Source organism: Streptomyces sp. NPDC055025 (genome assembly GCF_053608565.1).
Genome location: NZ_JBSGVS010000105.1, coordinates 1 through 19,062, shown reverse-complemented (window position 1 = coordinate 19,062; position 19,062 = coordinate 1). Strand labels below are relative to the sequence as shown.

13 protein-coding genes are annotated in these 19,062 nt (G+C 70.6%); 6 read left to right on the top strand and 7 right to left on the bottom strand.

All coding sequences use genetic code 11. The features are described from left to right. The first annotated feature begins 229 nt into the window (after nucleotides 1-229). The 4 genes from ACWGDX_RS37410 to ACWGDX_RS37395 all read left to right on the top strand — a co-directional run bounded on the left by ACWGDX_RS37410 (nucleotide 230) and on the right by ACWGDX_RS37395 (nucleotide 3,938). Nucleotides 230-1,411 (top strand): L-talarate/galactarate dehydratase, encoded by a 1,182-nt coding sequence (locus ACWGDX_RS37410; RefSeq protein ID WP_453633020.1) that lies wholly within the window; start codon nucleotides 230-232, stop codon nucleotides 1,409-1,411. An 83-nt stretch (nucleotides 1,412-1,494) separates the two neighbouring features. Then, nucleotides 1,495-2,367: a S1 family peptidase gene (locus ACWGDX_RS37405; protein ID WP_363086250.1), complete on the top strand. Its 873-nt coding sequence runs from the start codon at nucleotides 1,495-1,497 to the stop codon at nucleotides 2,365-2,367. Between the two features lie 420 nt (nucleotides 2,368-2,787). Beyond that, entirely contained in the window at nucleotides 2,788-3,375 is a 588-nt protein-coding gene (locus ACWGDX_RS37400; RefSeq protein ID WP_453633018.1) for a hypothetical protein, read from the top strand. Beyond that, a complete protein-coding gene (locus tag ACWGDX_RS37395) occupies nucleotides 3,372-3,938 on the top strand; it encodes a S26 family signal peptidase (RefSeq protein ID WP_453633016.1) in 567 nt (188 codons plus the stop codon). Before ACWGDX_RS37400 ends, ACWGDX_RS37395 begins: the two co-directional genes overlap by 4 nt. Before the next feature lie 11 nt (nucleotides 3,939-3,949). Here ACWGDX_RS37395 and pspAB read toward each other — a convergent pair whose 3' ends face one another. Then, nucleotides 3,950-4,534, bottom strand: coding sequence for a PspA-associated protein PspAB (pspAB, locus tag ACWGDX_RS37390; RefSeq protein WP_453633014.1), 585 nt, complete (start codon nucleotides 4,532-4,534; stop codon nucleotides 3,950-3,952). Nucleotides 4,535-4,585: 51 nt separating this feature from the next. After that, on the bottom strand, nucleotides 4,586-5,491 hold the full coding sequence (htpX, locus tag ACWGDX_RS37385) for a zinc metalloprotease HtpX (protein WP_453633012.1): 906 nt from the start codon (nucleotides 5,489-5,491) through the stop codon (nucleotides 4,586-4,588). Nucleotides 5,492-5,777: 286 nt separating this feature from the next. Between htpX and ACWGDX_RS37380 the strand changes: the two genes are divergently transcribed. Next, nucleotides 5,778-6,473, top strand: a complete 696-nt coding sequence (locus tag ACWGDX_RS37380) for a response regulator transcription factor (protein WP_453633010.1) — start codon at nucleotides 5,778-5,780, stop codon at nucleotides 6,471-6,473. 22 nt (nucleotides 6,474-6,495) lie between these two features. Here ACWGDX_RS37380 and ACWGDX_RS37375 read toward each other — a convergent pair whose 3' ends face one another. The 5 genes from ACWGDX_RS37375 to ACWGDX_RS37355 all read right to left on the bottom strand — a co-directional run bounded on the left by ACWGDX_RS37375 (nucleotide 6,496) and on the right by ACWGDX_RS37355 (nucleotide 15,430). Next, a complete protein-coding gene (locus ACWGDX_RS37375) occupies nucleotides 6,496-8,334 on the bottom strand; it encodes an ATP-binding cassette domain-containing protein (protein ID WP_453633008.1) in 1,839 nt (612 codons plus the stop codon). Next, a complete protein-coding gene (locus tag ACWGDX_RS37370) occupies nucleotides 8,331-10,409 on the bottom strand; it encodes an ABC transporter ATP-binding protein (RefSeq protein WP_453633006.1) in 2,079 nt (692 codons plus the stop codon). Before ACWGDX_RS37370 ends, ACWGDX_RS37375 begins: the two co-directional genes overlap by 4 nt. Before the next feature lie 172 nt (nucleotides 10,410-10,581). Then, complete coding sequence (locus tag ACWGDX_RS37365) at nucleotides 10,582-10,710, bottom strand: SapB/AmfS family lanthipeptide (RefSeq protein ID WP_365904278.1); 129 nt, start codon at nucleotides 10,708-10,710, stop codon at nucleotides 10,582-10,584. Between the two features lie 61 nt (nucleotides 10,711-10,771). After that, nucleotides 10,772-13,417, bottom strand: a complete 2,646-nt coding sequence (gene lanKC / locus ACWGDX_RS37360; protein WP_453633004.1) for a class III lanthionine synthetase LanKC — start codon at nucleotides 13,415-13,417, stop codon at nucleotides 10,772-10,774. A 261-nt stretch (nucleotides 13,418-13,678) separates the two neighbouring features. Continuing rightward, a complete protein-coding gene (locus tag ACWGDX_RS37355) occupies nucleotides 13,679-15,430 on the bottom strand; it encodes a glycoside hydrolase family 6 protein (RefSeq protein WP_453633002.1) in 1,752 nt (583 codons plus the stop codon). A gap of 573 nt (nucleotides 15,431-16,003) precedes the next feature. On the opposite strand from ACWGDX_RS37355, the gene ACWGDX_RS37350 reads away from it, so the two are divergent. Then, nucleotides 16,004-18,871: a glycoside hydrolase family 48 protein gene (locus ACWGDX_RS37350; RefSeq protein ID WP_453633022.1), complete on the top strand. Its 2,868-nt coding sequence runs from the start codon at nucleotides 16,004-16,006 to the stop codon at nucleotides 18,869-18,871. Nucleotides 18,872-19,062: the final 191 nt, after the last annotated feature.

Sequence of the window (19,062 nt, the reverse complement as noted above, 5' to 3'; positions counted from 1 at the left end):
TCCATCAGTCGCCCGCCCGGGGCTCGCCCGGGGCCGGTCCGGGGCGCGGAGGCGTGGAGGGGCGGGTCGAGGGGCAGGGCTCTGTTCGTCGCCGTGCCGGGCTCCACGGGTTCGACTACGCAGGGCGCGGCCGTCGGCCCAGCCGTACGGTCGGCCGTCCTCACCCCGACGGCCCGTACGCGACACCGTAATGCGACGTATTACGCGCGTAGTTCGAAGGAGCCGTGTCATGACATCCGCCCTCCAGCCCTCCTCCGCCAAGCCGTTCGCCCCGGCCCCGGGGGAGGCGACGCTCGACCGGATCTCCGCCGTCCGCCTCTCGCTCGTACGGCTGCCGCTGCACGCCCCGATCAGTGACGCCAAGGTGCTGACCGGACGTCAGAAACCGCTCACCGAGATCGCGTTCCTCTTCGCGGAGATCACCACCGAAGGGGGCCACGAGGGCATCGGCTTCGGCTACTCCAAGCGGGCGGGCGGTCCCGGACTGTACGCCCATGCCCGCGAGATAGCCCCCGAGCTGATCGGCGAGGATCCCAGTGACACCGGACGGCTCTGGCAGAAGCTGGTCTGGGCGGGCGCGTCGATGGGGCGCAGCGGGCTGACCACCCAGGCCATCGCCGCCTTCGACATCGCCCTGTGGGATCTGAAGGCCCGCCGGGCCGGGCTGCCCCTGGCCAAGCTGCTGGGCGCGCACCGTGACTCCGTACGCTGCTACAACACCTCCGGCGGATTTCTCTCCATGCCCCTCGACCAGGTGCTGGAGAACGCCGGCCGCGCGCTGGCGCGGGGCATCGGCGGTATCAAGATCAAGGTGGGCCGGCCGGACAGCAGGTCGGATCTGCGGCGCGTCGAGGCGGTACGGGAACACCTCGGCGACGACGTGCCGTTGATGGTCGACGCGAACCAGCAGTGGGACCGCACCACCGCCGCCCGGATGGGACGTGCCCTGGAGGGGTTCGGCCTCACCTGGATCGAGGAGCCGCTGGACGCCTATGACGCCGAGGGGCACGCGGCGCTGGCCGCGAGCCTGGACACCCCGGTGGCCACCGGCGAGATGCTCACCAGCGTCGCCGAGCACACCGGTCTGATCATGACCGGGGCCGCCGACCTCATCCAGCCCGACGCGCCCCGGGTCGGCGGGATCACCCCCTTCCTCCAGATCATGGCCCTCGCCGACCACAAGAGCCTCGGGATGGCGCCCCACTTCGCGATGGAGATCCATCTGCATCTCGCCGCCGCCTATCCCCGGGCCACCTGGGTCGAGCACTTCGAGTGGCTGGAGCCGCTGTTCAACGAGCGGCTCGAACTGCGCGGGGGCCGGATGACCGTGCCGAGCCGCCCCGGACTGGGTCTCTCGCTCAGCGATCAGGCCGCCGCCTGGACCTCGGAAGAGACAACTGTCGCTTCCTGAGGCGTGGTTGCCCGCCTTCGTCCTCGCATCCACAATGCGCATGACAAAACCGAAGGCACTTCGGTCACAGAGGGGACCCCCACATGAAGAAGCCTCTCCTCGGCGCGCTCCTCGCCGTCCTGCTCCTCGGAGCGGGTACGGCACCGGTCATGGCCGCGAGCCATGACACGGTGGCGCCGACGACGACTGCCACGACCGGCACGACGCCCCAAGCCCAGGTCAAGGCGGTCACCTACGCCGGTACGGTGGCGCTCAGCAACTGCTCGGGCTCCGTGGTCCGTACGCCGGGATCGCAGCCCAGCGATCCGGCCCTGGTCCTGTCCAACGGCCACTGTCTGGAAACCGGCTTCCTCGGCCCCGGCCAGGTCGTCGTCGACCGGGCCTCCACCCGTACCTTCACTCTGCTCAACTCCGCGGGCACCGGCGTCGCGACCCTGCGCGCCAGCAAGATCGCGTACGCGACGATGACCGACACCGATATCTCGCTGTACCAGCTCACCAGCACCTATGCCCAGATCCAGAGCTCGTACGGGATATCGGCGCTGGAGCTGAACACCGTACGGCCGGTGCAGGGCAGCGCGATCAAGGTGGTCTCCGGCTACTGGAAGCGCATCTACAGCTGCAATGTCGACGGCTTCGCCTATCAGCTGAAGGAGGCCGACTGGACCTGGAAGGACTCGGTCCGGTACACCTCCGCCTGCAACACCATCGGTGGCACCTCGGGCTCGCCCGTGATCGACGACACCACCGGCAAGGTCGTCGCCGTCAACAACACCGGCAACGAGTCCGGCGGCCGGTGCACGCTCAACAACCCGTGCGAGGTGGACCAGAACGGCACGGTGACGGTGCGTCAGGGCATCAACTACGCGCAGGAGACCTATGGCATCGTGCCCTGCGTCGGCACGGGCAGCAGGATCGACCTGAGCCGCGCGGGCTGCGCCCTGCCCAAGCCGTAAGGGCCGTCGCCAGGGCGGTCCAGTCCTTCAGGTTCCGAGGCCAGGAGCACGGTCGCGCCGCCGGTAGCCCGGCGGCGCGGCTTTTTGCCTGCCTGCTCCCGCCGGGCCCTCACCGGCGTCCAGGTGCCGGATATTCATTTCGGACCACGCGATCGCGGCCGCGGATGAGAGCGGTACCGGCCGGCCGAGGCGGACCGCGTTGCCTCGTTCGGCCGACAGCGGTCGCTGGTGGTCACCGGTCGCGATGTCATGACAGGGCGACTCCCGTTCGGAGCGGACGCGCGGCGGGGCGCGCGCTTCGGAGGGGCGGACCCGTGCGTCTCGATCCCGGAAGATCGCGACACGGAGCGGTACACCGCCGTAAGTGAGACAGATAGGGACAATATGATGCAAAAGCGACGGAACTGAACGGAGTGGGCGATGGCGCGTCCCTGGCTGAACGTGCTGGCGCAGGTGGTGCCCGTTCCGCTCGGGTTACTGCTCAGCGGGGCTCTGGTCTGGGGTGCCACCAACGCCGACTGGAGTGGGACCAGCAGCAACAGCGGCAACACATGGACCGCCGCCTCGGCGGGGCTGGGCAATGACAGCAGGAAGCCCATGTTCGATATCGAGGACATGCGACCCGGCGACACGGGCTCCAACTGCGCCAGGGTCAAGTCGAACGCCGAGTTCCCCACCGCGCTCAAGCTGTACAGCAACTCACCGAACTGGCCCGACGACTTCCAGTCGTTCGTCAACCTCAGAATCGAGGTGGGCAGCGGCGGCACCTTCGGGAACTGCGACGGCTTCACCCCGCACAGGACCGCGTTCAACGGCACCCTGGACGAGTTCGTCGCCCTGCACACCGACTTCCGCACCGGCGTGGGCCCCTGGACCCTGCCCGGCAAGCCGCCCAACTCGCGGAGCTTCCGCTTCGCGTGGAAGTTCAGCCCGAGCGCACCCAACGGCGCGCAGGGTGAGACCGTCAACGAAGTGACCTTCACCTGGGAAGCTCGGGAACGCGAGTGACTCTCCCGAGCGACCTGGCCGCCGGCGCGCTCCGCCATCCCCCGGCCAAGGGCGCCCCGCATCCGGTCCGCGTGGCCACCGCGGTCCTCTCACGTACCGTGGTCGGCTCGATGGTCGGGCTGCTGGTGTGGGCGCATCTGCCCGTGCTGGCGCTGGGCTGGACAGCGGGAGTGGTGCAGTCCGGCTCCATGCGTCCCGCCCTTGTGCCGGGCGACGTCGTTCTCTACCAGCCGCCGGTGCGCGACCGCACACCGGCGGTGGGCCAGATCGTGCTGGCCGAGGACCCCACCCGACCCGGTCGTCTGCTCACCCATCGGGTCCACCGGGTACTTCCCGGCAATGAACTGATCACCAAAGGTGACGCCAACTCCACACCGGACTCCACCCCGGTACGGCCCACGGCGCTCCACGGCGTAGCACGATTGCGCGTGCCCTGGATCGGGCTGCCGGTCCAGCTCTGGCGCGCCGGGCGGCCCGTGCCCGAGGCGGTCATGCTGCTCGGACTCGCCATTCTGCTCGCGCTCGCCGCTCTGCCCCTGCACGGCCGCGGCCGGCGCGAGTAGCCGGGCCGCCCTCACAGGCCGGGCGCGCCCCAGACGGGGAACCAGCGGGCCAGATCGGATTCGATCCGCAGGTCGTCGCCGAGCAGCGCCCGGACCTGGAGCTCCCGCTGGTTGTCCCGCTTCTCGTCGCCGCCGGGCAGGGGAGCGAAGGGATAGAACGTGCCGCGTTTGTAGAGGTAGACGAGCCCGAGAGGCCGCTGTTCCGAGTCCCGGAAGCCCATCAGCGAGCAGAGGAGCTGCGGCCCGAAGCCGCCCTCCTCCAGCAGTGTGTTGACCGCGTGCAGATCATTGACCAGAGCGGCGGTGTCGTCGGGCGGCCTGCGGGCGAGCAGCCATGTATAGCCGTACGAGTCCTGGCTGAACTCCACCGGGTGACCGGCCCGTCCCGAGTCCGCGTCGAGCAGTTCCTCCACGTCCTGTCTGATCCGGGCGAAGCCCCCGCCCTCGACGCCCGCGAAACACACCGAACCCAGTCCGGTGGGGACGAACCCCGCGCCGGCCTGGAGGGTGAGTGCGGCGGAGGGGAGGGCGAAGAGCTGGTCGAGGTGGGGACGGACGGGTTTGCTCCGGCCGAGGATGGTGTCGAGAAGACCCACGGGACAGCTCCTCGCTGCTCGGGTCGGTACGAGTGTCACGGGCTACGGCTGTCACGGGCGGGCGAGTTCGGCGGAGAGCCGGGCGAGCTGCTCCAGACGCTGCTCCAGGGTCGGGTGGGAGGAGAACAGCCGGCTCAGGCTCTCCTTCGAGGAGAACGCGGGGACGAAGTAGAACGCGTTGTACGGCTCGGCCTTGCGCAGGTCCCGCGTCGGTATCCGCGCCATCTGCCCGCTCACCTTGGTCAGGGCCGAGGCGAGCGCCGAAGGGCGGCCGGTCAGCAGCGCGGCGGCGCGGTCCGCGGACAGCTCCCGATAGCGCGAGAGCAGCCGGGTCAGCAGAAACCCGATCACATAGACGACCGAGCTGACCAGCGGGATGACCATGATCGCCAGACCGGCCGGGCCGGCGTTCCTGGCGCTGTTCGACAGTCCGCTGTAGAGCGCGAAACGGGTGACCAGACCCGCCATCACACCGAGGAACGAGGCGATCGTCATGACCGCCACATCACGGTGGGCGACATGCGACATCTCGTGCGCCAGGACGCCTTCCAGCTCCTCCGGTTCCAGCCTGCGCAGCAGTCCGGTGGTGGCGCAGACCAGGGCACTGCGTTCACTGCGGCCCGTGGCGAAGGCGTTCGGGATGTCGCTCTGCGCGATCGCCACCCGTGGCTTGGGCATATCGGCCAGCGCACAGATCCGGTCGACGGCGCCGTGCAGCTCGGGTGCCTGCTCGGGGGTGACCTCACGCGCGCCCATGCCGAAGGCGGCGATGCGGTCGCTGAACCAGAACTGCGCGATGAACAGCGCGCCCGCGACGATCAGGACGATGGGCCAGAACTTGCCCAGCACCGCGAGCAGCACACCGACCAGGACCACATACAGCAGGCCGATCAGAAACATGGTGGTCACCATGCGGGTGGTCAGACCGTGGTCCTGGGTGTAGCGGGTCTGTTTCATCGCTTCGCCTCCAAGGGGACTCTCTCCTGCTATTTTCCTCCTTTCCCGGCGAAACGGAATAAGTGGAGTATATGGAGAGCGCGCGGGGGCGGTCCGGCCGTCCAGGGACGGCCGTCCCCCAGGTCTGCCGAGGCCCAGTCGTCCGGGGACCGGTGCGCCCGGACACCTCCTAGCGCTCGACGGCGCTCGCGTGAACCCCTCATGTGTCCTTACGCCGTCCCGCCGGGCGCGCGCGTGGGCGCACTGTCGCACGCGGGTGCACGGCGTGCACCGAAAAGTGCCTCCCTTGCTGACGAATTTCGCGTTCTCGGCCGCTTTCGCCGGGCATTGTGGTGTGGGCGATGACAACAAGAGGAGGCAGGACATGATCCGGGTCCATGTGGTACACCATGTAAGTCTGTTCCGCTCGGCGCTGGTGGCGTTGTTGCGGGCCGAAACCACACTCGATGTTTCGTCGGCTCCCGGGTGTACGCCATTCCACGGGACGTACGGAACACCGCCCCATGTGTATGTGGCCGATATCGACTGTCTGGATTCTTCCGAGCATTCTCCGGGGCACGCGGGCAAGACGGCGTCCGCCTATGGTGACCTGGGCCATGGCCCCGGTCTGCTGGTTCTCGCCACCGTACGGAAGCCGGGAGCTTTACGTAGAGCTTTTGACGCGGGAGCTCTCGGTTATGTCAACAAGGACGGTGAACCCCGGCGATTGGTCGAGGCCATTCACAGAGTGTCAAGAGGAGAGCGATTTATCGATGAATCGTTGGCCTTCGATTTTCTCCAGGCCGCCAAGATGCCGTTGACCCCGCGCGAACTCGGTGTTCTCGCGAGGGCGGCGGAGGGCGCGTCGATCGATGAAATCGCGCGGTCCCTGCATCTGTCCAAGGGGACGATACGCAACTATCTGGCCGCCGCGATACGGAAGGTCGGCGGACGTAATCGCCTGGACGCGGTCCGAATATCCCAGGGCGCCGGCTGGCTCTGACCGGGCCGGGCCGGCCGGCGGATCACCAGTGGCCGGCCAGATCACGGTAGAGGACGGATCCGGTCAGCAGCTCCTCATGCGTTCCGCAGGCGGGCCGGGTGCCGTCCAGTACGAGAACGCGGTCCGCGCGGCGCGCGGACGACAGCCGGTGCGCGATCACGATCAGCGTGCCGGGGCGTGCGGCCAGTGCCCGTTCCGCGCGCGCCTCCGCGGCCGGATCGAGATGACAGGTGGCCTCGTCCAGGATCATGAGGGGCGCGGAGGAGACATACGCGCGGCACAAGGAGAGCAGCTGACGCTCGCCCTGCGAGAGCTTCGCGGGCTCGACCGTCGCGTCCAGTCCGCCGAGCCGGCCGACCAGCCCGGCCGCGTCCAGCGCGTCGACGGCCGCCGTCAGTTCGGCGGACGACGCGTCGGGACGCAGATGCAGCAGGTTGTCACGGATGGTGCCGGTGAATATGTACGCCTGCTGCGGTATCAGTACACGGCGTTCCGCGGAGGCGCTCGTCGGCGGGACCGATACGGGCTCGCCCGCCAGCAGGACCGTTCCCCGGCCGGGGGCGACCAGGCCCGCGATCACACCGGCGAGAGTCGACTTGCCGATACCGCTCGGTCCGACGACGGCCATGTGTTCGCCCTGCTCCACGGTCAGATCGAGACCGTCGAGCACGGGAGGCGCACCGGGACCGTACGCCACCGTGACCGAGCGGATCTCCACGGCGGGCCGGGTCCGGCGCGCGGACGGGGCACAGCCGCCCGCCGCCGGGCCCGGGTCCGCCGCCGGGTCCGCCGCCGGGGCCGGGTCCGGACGCGGTGGGGCATGCGGTGCCGTGGGCGCGGGATCCGCCGTTCGGTCCTCGAACCGTTCCAGGACCACGAGCAACCGGGTTCCCGCCGCCCCCAGAGCCGTCATCAGCGTATGGAGGGCGGGCAGCAGCGCCTGGACGAGATAGGCCAGGGCCCCCAGCAGGGCGCCCGCCGTCACCCCGTGGCGCAGCAGCCAGGGGGCGGTGGCCAGCAGCACGATCACGGGGAGCTGCCCGGCCACCCCGAGCGCCAGCGTACGGACGGCCGCCCAGCGGGCCAGGACGCGCGAGGTGCGGGCCCCCGCGTCGATCAGCCGCTCCGTACGGTCCGCCACCTCCGCCCCCGTACCGCAGGCCACGATGTCGCGCAGACCGGAGCCGATCGCGCCGACGCGTTCGGCGAGGGCCTCGTCGGTGTCCAGGAACGCGCGCTGGGCGGCGGCCATGGGGCGCAGGGTGGCGAGGAACAGCAGCAGCCCCAGCGCCAGCGGCGGTACGACCACCAGCAGGAACAGCGGCGCGAGCGTCAGCATTCCGGCCACCGCCCCCACCAGCGTGAACACGAAGGACCGGGCGGTGAGCACCAGACCCGCGAAGGTGTCCCGCACGATCTCGGTCTGATGGGTGAGCCGTGAGACCGCGCCGGTGTCCGGACGCGCCGGGTCGGCCACCGCCCGGCGGAGCGACCGGCTCACCGCCCGGCGGACCAGGGCGTCCCGCAACGGCTCCACCAGCGAGGCCAGTTCGGCGAAGACACCGCGTACGAGCGGGCCGCCGAGGAGGATCGCCCCGGCCGCCACGGCCAGCCACACCAGGCCGGGGCCCGTCCGTCCCGCCAGGAAGCCCTGGTCCAGGGCGCGCGCCAGGCAGTAGCCGCCGAGGAAGGTCTGCGCGGACTCCAGCAGGGACCAGCCGGTGAGTCTGAGCAGAACTCCCTTTCTGCGCGACAGAAAGCGGCGGCCACGCGGCAGGAGCCGGCGCAGCGGGCCCCGGCCCTGGTGCGGCGTGCCCCTGTCCTCGGCGGGAGCCCGGCCGGTCTTTTCCTTCGCCGTCACCGGCCGGGCCGTTCCTTCGGGTCGGCCGCCACACGCCCGGTTCGGTACGGGGCGGGGCGCGCGGACGGCGCGGAGTGCTCCGGTGCCATCACGGGCACCGGCTCCGGCACCGGGCTCGGCTCCGGCACCGGGCTCGGCTCCGGCACCGAGTCCGGGCCCGGCACCGAGTCCGGGCCCGGCACCTGCGTCGGGTCCGGCAGCGGTATCGGGTCCGGTACCTGCGTCGGGTCCTGGGCCGCGTCCCGGGTCGGGTCCGGCGTCGCGAAGACGTCGCGGTAGGCCGGGGAGCGCCAGAGCTCCGTGTGCGGTCCCACCGCCCGTATCCGCCCCTCCTCCAGCCAGATCACCAGATCCGCCCGGACCGCCGAGGAGAGCCGGTGGGCGATGATCAGCCGGGTGCCCGCCCGGACGTCCCGCGCCAGCGCGCGTTCGACCTGCCGCTCGGTGACGGTGTCCAGGCTGGAGGTGGCGTCGTCGAGGATCAGCAGCCGCCCCGCGTGCGCGAACGCCCGTGCCAGACCGAGCCGTTGGAGTTCCCCGCCGGACAGCGGTGCCTCGCCCGGCGGTGTGCCGTACCCCTGGGGGAGCAGCCGTACGAACGCGTCCGCGCCCGCCGCGCGGGCCGCCGCCCGTACCCGGTTCAGGGAGACCCGCTCGGCGCCGCCCGCCAGGGCCTCGCCGATCGTGTCGCCCCAGAGGGCGGGCCGTGCGAAGGCGTAGCCGATCTCGCGGCGCAGCTGCCCCGGCTCGACGGCGGCCAGCGGGACGCCGTCGAGCAGTACGGAGCCCTCGTCCGGATCGGTGAGCCGCCCGGCGACGGCGGCGAGCAGGGACTTGCCCGCTCCGGAACGCCCCACCACGGCCGCCGAGACACCCCCGGGGATCTCCAGATCCACACCGGCGAGCAGCGGCCGGCCGTCGCGTACCACCCGTACCCCGCGCAGCCGGAGTGTGCCCGGTCCGTCCGGCGGCAGGGACGCGGTGCCATGGGCGAGGGCGGGCAGGTCCAGCAGTTCGGCGGTTCTGCGGGCCGCGGCCCGGCTCCGTACCAGCGAGCCGAGAAAACCGGCGGTGGCTCCGACGCCGGCCGCCAGCGCTGCGTACCGGGAGGCGGCCAGCAGTTCACCGACGCTGATCGCGCCCGAGGCCAGCCGTACTCCGCCGACCGCCAGCACACCGGTCGTCAGCAGGGGCATCAGGACACCGCCGCGCGCCATCGCCCGGCCGTGCACGCGCCACATACGCCGTCCCTGGACGTCCAGTTCGGGCAGCGGAGCGAGGACACGGCCGATCTCGCGGTCCGTCGTACCGGCGGCGGCGATGGTCCGCGCGCCGCCCAGCGCCTCGACGAGACGGGAGGCGATGTCGGACTGCGCCCGCTGGTACCGCGCGACGCTGTCGGAGGAGTCGCGGGTGAAGGCGCGCAGCACCAGGAAGAGCACAGGGAGTCCGGCGAGGAAGGCGACGGCCGTCCAGAGGTCGATGAGGAACAGCGCGACGATCGCCCCGGCCGGCGCGGGCAGCGACGCGGCGAGGGAGGCGGCGGTCACCGGCGCGGCGGCGGCCTCGGTGGCGTTGGCGGAGAGCCGCGCGGCCATGTCGCCGGGGGAGAAGCGGGAGCCCCGCTCGGGTGACGCCGCGAGCAGCCGGGTCAGGCCCCCGAGCCGCAGCCAGGCGGTCGAACGGGCGTTGGCCGTGCCGCTCACCAGGGCCACCAGGGCGTCGAGAAGCACTTCGGCGGTGATCGCGACAACGCACAGAAGCAGCCAGAACCCGGCTCCGCCGTCGTGGTCCAGCAGCAGATCCAGGGTCCGGCCGACGGCCACGGGCAGGACGAGGGAGGCTCCGGCCGAAGCGACCGAGCAGAGGAACACCACCGCGACCAGGCCCGCGCTGTGCCGGGCCGCGCCGAGCAGCGGACCCGAACGCCGCGGCGGACCCGTATCGGCCGATGGACCCGCATCAGGCGGCGGACACGGGCCGGACCGCGCCAGGAGCGGTGTGGCGCGGTCACGGTCATGGTCCTTGGGCGACGGATGCCGGTGTCGGTGCCGGTGTCGGCGCTGGAACACCATGGGGGCGGGGTCCTCCTCCGGGCCGGATCACGGCCGGGCGGGGGCCCCGGGCGGCGACCTGATCGCCGCCCGGGACCCCGTTGTTCTGCTGATCAGCGTGGGAAGCCGTCCGTCACATCACGCCGGCGGGTGCCGGACGACATCGTTCACCTGCGATGTCACACTCGTGACGTCAGTTGCAGGTGAAGAGGCTCAGGCTGCTGTCGCCGCAGAGCAGCAGGCTCGCCTGGCTCCCGGTCTCCACGTCGCCGATCGCCTCTTCCTTCGGGGTCTCCATCGACTGCAGGTCGAGAAGGGTCATTGTCTTGCCTCTCATTCTTGGGGACGGTGTGCTCTGTTTCGGCTCCTGGCGGGAGCCGGCTCTAGGGCCGCCTGAGCGGCGGGAGGAAGGGCAGTTGGGCCGGACGGCCGGTCGAGGCGGCGGCGAGGGCCAGCAGACACCCCGCCGTACCGGTCGACAGATCCATCGACAGCCGCATCATCTGCTCACCGGGAAAGGCCAGTTGGCCGCGGTAGGTCATGGCGTGCCAGGAGAGGGCGTCCATCTGGCGCCGTACGCCCGCCGGTTCCGCGCCGGGGCCCGGGGCCGTGGTGCGGCTGAGATACAGCACCATTCCCGCGGTGCCGCGGAAGAGTCCGGGCTGCGCGTAGAAGTTGGACTGTGCCGCCCGTACGATCTCACCGCGTGCCCGTTCGAACGCGTCGTCCGCGCGGTGCGCGAGATAGTCGTCGAGCACCATGCCGATGCCCACGCTGCCCGCCCCCAGATACGGCATGGTGCGCCATCCCTCGTCGACCTGGAGGGCTCCGCCCGCGCCGTGTCTGCAACGGGCCAGGTCGCGACGGAGCGCCTCGGCCGCGAGATCGAGCAGCGCGGTGTCGTGGGTGCGTTCGTAGAGGCGGATGAAGAACAGGGCGAGGCCGGACGCGCCGTACAGCAGTCCGGCGCGGGAGAGTCCGGGGCCCGGCCGAGCCGGACCGTCCGACACCACGCGGGCGGCCAGTTCGGCGCAGCGCAGCGCCGCGTCGTCCAGCGCGGATTCCCCGGACGCCGCCGCGAGGTCGCTCAGCGCCAGCCCCAGCCCGGCGATGCCGCTGTGGAGAGGGGACGGCAGGGACTCCCAGGTCTGATCAAGCGTCAGTTCGGCCAGTTCCAGGGCACGTTGGGCGTGTCCGAGCCGGTTCAGTGTCCAGGCGAGACCGGCCAGACCGTCGTAGAAACCGAGCGGTGTGCCGGAGGCGGGTTCCTTCGTTCTCAGCAGCAGCCACTCCTCCGCCGGAACACACCGGCCCGCGCCGCTCTCCTCCAGCGCGTACAGCACCCCGGCCGTTCCGTAGCCGAACGACAGACCGCCGCCCTCCGTGCCGAACTGGGCGATGTCACCGGGGAAGAAGCGGTCCTCCCGGTCGGGCGACGCCGAGGCGAGGATGGCGTTCACCATGGAGTCCCGGCTCCGGGGCCAGTCGGCGGGCTCGGCCGGCAGACAGGGGCCCATGGCGTGGCCGTCTCCCGCCACGGGCCCCTGGGCGGGGCCGTCTCCCGCCACCCGTGGGCGAACGGCTGTCGCCCGGTCGCCCACGGGGTCACGGAGCAACTCGGTGACGGCTTCGTCGAGGAACGCGCGGTCGACGGGGAACTCCCGCGCCACGATCTCGGCGAGATGCGCGGCCTTGGCACGGTCGATGACGAAGAGACTGGTCAGCGGTATGAACAGGGCCAGCCGCAGACAGGCCAGGGCATAGCGGTCGACATCGAAGCCGCGCCGGTCGGGCGGTGCGACAAAGGCCGGATTGGCCACGGTCTGGCGTCCGTTGACGGTGACGGGCGCGGCGGCCTCGAAGTCGAGCAGCACCACGGACGACTCGTCCTCGGAGACCATGATGTTGAACAGATGCAGATCGTTGAAGACCACACCGCGCCCGTGCACCGCCTCGACGGCCTCCTCGACGAGCCGGTGGATCCGCAGCGCCCAGGCGGTGTAATCGGCGAGGCGGGCCGCGTCCGGATCGGCGTCGATCAGCGGATGGCGCCGGGCGAAGAAGGTGTTGAGCGGCTTGCCCTCGATGTACTGGAGCACCAGGAAGTGATGGTCCCCCAGGGTGAAGCTGTCGAGCACCTCCGGGGTGCAGGCGAGCCCCGACAGCCGTTCCAACGCCTCCTGTTCACGTCTCAGCCGGGTGACGGCGTCGGCGCCGTCGGCGGCCAGACCGGCGTACGGACGCGCCTCCTTCAGGACGACCTTCTCGCCGGTCCTGTTGTCCCGCGCGGCGTAGACGCCCCCGCCGTTGGAGAAGTGCAGCGCGCGCTCGACCGTGTACGGCAGGTCCGCGACGGACACGGCGTCGCGCGCTTCGAGATGCGGCCGCAGGAAGGACGGGGGAGTGACCCAGTCGGGAATGCGGAAGACAGGCCCCCGCACATCCGGTACGAGCCGTCCCTCGGCGTTCTCGATGGCCGGGCGGAGTTCGCCGTCGGCGTCGTAGCAGTTCCGCCGGGTGAAGCTGCCGTAGCGGAGATGGACCGGGCCACCGCCCCAGCGGAGGTCGCTGAGGATGTACGGTCCCGTCTCGCCCGCCAGCAGGGCGTCCAGTTCCGCCGCGATGATGCCGCACCGCCGGTCGTCGGCCGGATACACGGTGATGAACTTCCCGCTGGCGCCGCGGTCCGCGTACTTGGCGTTGCGGGTGTGCAGCAGATAGCGGCTCGGCATGAACTTGAAGGCGATGCCGCGCGGTACGCAGTAACTCATGACACGGTCCAGGACCGATTCGGCGTTGTCCAGACCCGCCGACACATGGATCTTCCAGCCCTGGGAGGGCAGTTGGTGGACGAGCGGGCGCCAGGCCAGCCAGTCGCCGGCGCGATGGCGCTGCCAGCCGGCGGGTGCCGGGCGCCGGGCGGCCTCGTACAGGGCCTCGTGGCCCGTGCCGCCGGTGGACGACAGCCGGTGCGGTGCGTCGTAGAAGTGCCGGTCTGCGTCGCAGAATACGGCGTAGCCCTTGTTCACACACGCTCCCTCGGCCGGTGACGGTGTCAACGCTGTCATGGCCGCCGGAACGCGGGTAAGTCGTGGATGTCACCTCCGCGCCGTGGACTACTCATGAGTAACGGGTGCTGGTCGTGCGCTGAACGACCTGCGAGGAACCGGCCAGGACCTGCGAGGAACCGGCCAGGACCCGGCGAAGGACCGGCGGACACTCGGGTCCGCCGGTCCCGTGCTGCTGGTGTTCGGTGCTTGGTGCTCGGTGCCTGCTGTTCGCCCGGTGCTCTACAGCGCCGGGTAGGCGTTCTTCAGCAGCTCCTGGAACTGCGCGGAGAACCAGTCACCGGAGAGCGGCGCGTTGGGCAGCGCCCCCGACAGGTTGTTGTTGTTGCGCGGGTTGCCGGTGTACGTCGGGTCGCACATCCGGTCGAAGCCCTTGCCCTGGTCGTTCGGGATCTCCCTGCTCGCGCCGTCGGACTCGCCCGGGGGCTTCATCCAGACGTACGCGTCGATCCCGGCGGCGGGCGCCGACTTCGGCCGCTCACCGAGCCCGGCACCGGACTGGTTGCACCAGTTGCCCAGGTGGATCCTGCGGTCGTACCGCCCGCCGTCCACATAGGTGTCCACACTGGTCTGCGCGCCGGGTCCGGCGGGCCTGGCCGTACCGCCCCAGCCGTTGCGGGAGGTGTCGATCAGCATGCCGATGTCCGACCGGAAGCCCACGCCGACGGCCTGCTGCCGGAAGGCCTGGGCGAACGACTGCTCGTCGACGTAGCGGTTCCAGTCCACCCACTTCGCCTCACGGACCGACCGGCCCGCCACATTGTCGTTGATGGTGAAGTTGTTCTCCTTCGTCGCACCGTAGTTGGCGGTGTTGACGATGAAGCCGTGCACCTTGTCGACGGTGCTGCCCTCGGCGGTCGCGGCCTGCTTGATCATCTGAGCGGAGGGGATGAGGTTGTCGTCCCAGCCGATCCAGCCGTGGTGGCCCGCGTCCACGTAGTTGTAGACGTTGGCGACGGCGCCGAGATGGTTCAGCGCGTAGCCGACTCCCTTGACGTAGTTGCCGTTCGCCTTCATCACATCGCACTGCGGGGTGGCGGTCGCCCGCGGTGCGACATTGGTGACCAGGTTGGGCAGCGAGTCGATCTCGACGGTCGTCACGATCCGCAGGCTCGCGTACTTGCTGTCACCGAGGATGGCGGCGATCGGGTCGATGTACTCGTTCTTGTAGCGGTCGATCTCCGTCGGGCCCAGCTCTCCGTTGGAGGCGAGCGCGGAGCAGTCACGGCCCGGCAGGTTGTAGATGACGAGCTGGACGACGAGCGGCCCGCCCGCCGCCTGCCGCAGCGCCTCGTCGAGATGGTCGCGCAGCCCCATCCCGGCGCCCACGCCCTCGATGGCCGCGATCCGGTCCAGCCAGACACCCGTCGGCTGGTTGGAGACCCTGGTGCCGCCCGGCTCGGCGGCGGCCTTGGCGGACCACTCCGGGTTCACATACACCCCGGCGCCCGCGTACGGGTTGTCGACCTTGGAGCCGGCCGGCGGGGGAGTGGTCGGCGGCGGGTCGGTGGGCGGCGGGGTCGAGGGATCGCCGCCGCCCGGTGTGCCGCAGGTGACACCGTTCAGCTTGAAGACGGCCGGTACGGCGTTGGTCCCGGTCGCCGAGGCGTTGAAGCCGAAGGACGCCGAGGCACCGGTGGCCAGTGTGCCGTTCCAGGCCGCGTTGGCGGCGGAGACCGCCGTGCCGGTCTGGGTGATGGCCGAGTTCCAGCCCTGGGTCACCCTCTGGTTCCCGGCGAAACTCCACTGCAGATTCCAGGAGCTGATGGCGTCACCGGTGTTGGTGACACTGACATTGGCGGTGAAGCCGCTGTCCCATGACGTCTGGATCTTGTAGTCCACGGTGCAGCCCGCCGCCGCCGCGGAGGCGGGCCCGTTCAGCACGGTCGCGGTGCCGGCCGCGGCGGCGATCAGCGCGCTCGCGGCGAGCAGCGCCGTACGGGCACGGCGTGGAGGAGCGGTGGTGCGGCTCATGAGAGTCCCTTCAGGTGGTCACGGAATCCCACGCCGAAGTCGGTCGGCGTGCCGTGGTGCGAGATGCGCGTGCCAGGCGGCGGCGACAGGGGACGCCGGATCCGCGGACGGGGCCGTGGCGAAGAGCGGCACGCCGGGACACGGAGCGGCGCGCCGAGGTGTGGTGGTGCTCGCACGGAGCGACTCCTCGATGGCCGATACGCCGCCTGACACGGCGTATGACTGATGGAAGCGCTCCCACTGGTTGCGTTCGACGGTAGCGCCGAAGTGGCGTGCGTCAACAGTCCCGTTGACTTCTTTTACGGACGGACTCGCCCGGACGTGCGTCTTGTTCGAACTCTTGACACCTCCCCACAACCGCTCGACGCTTGGGAGCGCTCCCACTGGTTCGCACTCCCGCCCCGCCCCACACCCGCACCGGACCGCGAGGAGGACCACGCCATGCTCGGCCTACGAGGTTCACCAGGCTTACGAGGCTCACCACCGGGGACACCACCCCCGCCCGGACGCCCGCGCCGGGCCTTCCGTCCGGCGCCCCGCCGGACACGCGGAACCCGCCGGCTGCTCACCGCGCTGGTGGCCGCCCTCTCCCTGCCGCTCGGTCTGACCGCGGTCGACGCCGCCCCCGCGCACGCCGCGGCCCTCCAGTGCTCCGTCGACTACCGGACCAACGACTGGGGCTCCGGATTCACCGCCGATCTCACGATCACCAACCGGGGTACGGACCCGGTCGACGGCTGGACGCTCACCTACGCGTACACCGGCAACCAGACGCTCACCAGCGGCTGGAACGGCACCTGGACCCAGTCGGGCAAGGCCGTCACCGTCAGGAACGCCGCGCACAACGCGCGGATCGCGCCCGGAGCGGCGGCGGGCGCGGGCGCCAACTTCACCTACAGCGGCACCAACACCGCGCCCACCGCCTTCGCCGTCAACGGAGTGACCTGCGCCGGTGCCCATCAGCCGCCCCTCGCCGTACTGACCAGTCCGGCCCCCGGCGCGCTGTTCACCGCGGGCGGCACCATCCCGATGGCCGCCACCGCTGTCGCCGCCGACGGCGCGGGCGTCACCAAGGTCGAGTTCTACAGCGACATCACACTGCTCGGCACCGACACCACCTCGCCGTACACCTTCGACTACACCGGCGTCCCGGCCGGTGATCTCTCGCTGTACGCCAAGGCGTACGACGGTCTGGGCGCCTCGGCCGAGTCCACCCCGGTCGGGGTACGGGTCGCCGCGGGTCCCTCACTCGTCGCGAGCCCCACCCAGCTCGGGGTACGGCAGGGCGGGACAGGCACCTTCGGGGTGAAGCTCTCCGCCCGGCCCACCGCTCCGGTCCAGGTCACCGTGGCCCGTACCGCCGGCAACACCGGTCTCAGCGTCACCGCGGGCGGCAGCCTCACCTTCACCACCGCCAACTGGGACACCGCGCAGCAGGTGACGGTCTCCGCCGCCGCCACCGGCACGGGCTCCGCCACCTTCACCGCGACCGCCCCGGGACAGACCAAGGCCGAGGTGACCGTCACCCAGCTCGCCGCGTCCTCGGGCTACGACGCCCGCTTCCTGGAGCTGTACGGGAAGATCACCGACCCCGCGGCCGGCTACTTCTCGCCCGAGGGGATCCCGTACCACTCCGTGGAGACCCTGATCGTCGAGGCGCCCGACCACGGGCATGAGACGACCTCCGAGGCGTACAGCTATCTGATCTGGCTCCAGGCCATGTACGGCAAGGTCACCGGCGACTGGAGCAGATTCAACGGCGCGTGGGACATCATGGAGCGGTACATGATCCCCACCCACGCCGACCAGTCCACCAACAGCTTCTACACGGCCTCGAAACCCGCCACCTACGCGCCCGAGTGGGATCTGCCCTCGCAGTACCCGTCCCAGCTCAACAGCGCCGTCCCGGTGGGCGGCGATCCGATCGCGGGCGAGCTGAAGAGCGCCTACGGCACCGACGACATCTACGGCATGCACTGGATCCAGGACGTCGACAACGTCTACGGATACGGCAACGCGCCCGGCAAGTGCGAGGCGGGCCCCGCCGACCAGGGCCCCTCGTACATCAACACCTTCCAGCGCGGACCGCAGGAGTCCGTCTGGGAGACGGTGCCCCAGCCCACCTGCGACGCCTTCAAGTACGGCGGCACCAACGGCTATCTCGATCTGTTCACGAAGGACGCCTCCTACGCGAAGCAGTGGAAGTTCACCAACGCGCCCGACGCCGACGCCCGCGCCGTCCAGGCGGCCTACTGGGCCTCGGAGTGGGCCAAGGAGCAGGGCAAGGGCAGCCAGGTGGCGGCCAATGTCGCCAAGGCCGCAAAGATGGGCGACTATCTCCGCTACGCCATGTACGACAAGTACTTCAAGAAGGTGGGCGGCTGCGCGGGCGAGACCGCCTGCCCGGCCGGCAGCGGCAAGAACAGCTCGCACTATCTGCTCTCCTGGTACTACGCCTGGGGCGGCGCCACCGACGCCTCGGCGGGCTGGGCCTGGCGCATCGGATCCAGCTTCGCGCACGGCGGGTACCAGAACCCGATGGCCGCGTGGGCGCTGAGCTCGTACGCGGATCTCAAGCCCAAGTCGGCCACCGGCCAGGCGGACTGGAGCACCAGTCTCAAGCGGCAGCTGGAGTTCTACCGCTGGCTCCAGTCCTCGGAGGGCGCCATCGCGGGCGGCGCCACCAACAGCTGGCAGGGCCGGTACGCCCAGCCCCCGGCCGGGACCCCGACCTTCTACGGCATGTACTACGACGAGGCGCCCGTCTACCACGACCCGCCGTCCAACCAGTGGTTCGGCTTCCAGGCCTGGTCCATGGAGCGCGTCGCCGAGTACTACCACCAGACCGGGGACAGTGCCGCCAAGGCGGTGCTGGACAAGTGGGTCGACTGGGCCCTGTCCGAGACGACCGTCAACCCCGACGGGACTTACCGGATCCCGTCCACCCTCCAGTGGTCCGGCAAACCCGACACCTGGAACGCCACCACTCCCGGTGCCAACGCCGGTCTGCATGTCACCGTCGCCGACTACACCAATGACGTCGGTGTGGCCGGTGCCTACGCCAAGACCCTCTCCTACTACGCGGCGAGGTCCGGCGACACCGAGGCCAGGACCACGGCCAAGGCGCTGCTCGACGGGATGTGGGACCACCACCGGGACGCCCTGGGCATCGCCGTTCCCGAAACCCGCACCGACTACAGCCGGTTCGACGACCCGGTGCACATCCCGAGCGGGTGGACCGGCACCATGCCCAACGGCGACCGGATCGACTCCACCGCCACCTTCGACTCGATCCGGTCCTTCTACCGGAGCGACCCGGCCTGGTCGAAGGTCGAGGCGTATCTGAGGGGCGGAGCCGCGCCGACCTTCACCTACCACCGGTTCTGGGCACAGGCGGACATCGCCCTGGCCCTGGGGTCGTACTCCGATCTCTTCGAGTAGGGCCCGTTCTCTTCGAGTAGGGCCCGTCCCACGAGCGGCGCGCGGTGAGGAGCCGTGACCGCGCGCCCCTCCGACGGCGGAGGGCCCCGGCTGTCGCGGCGAATTCCAGGGGCCGTTGCAACACAGGTGATCAACTGGCTGTGGCCAGGAGCTTAGCGAGACGCTCGGCTGGGGTTTCCCAGTCGAGCGTT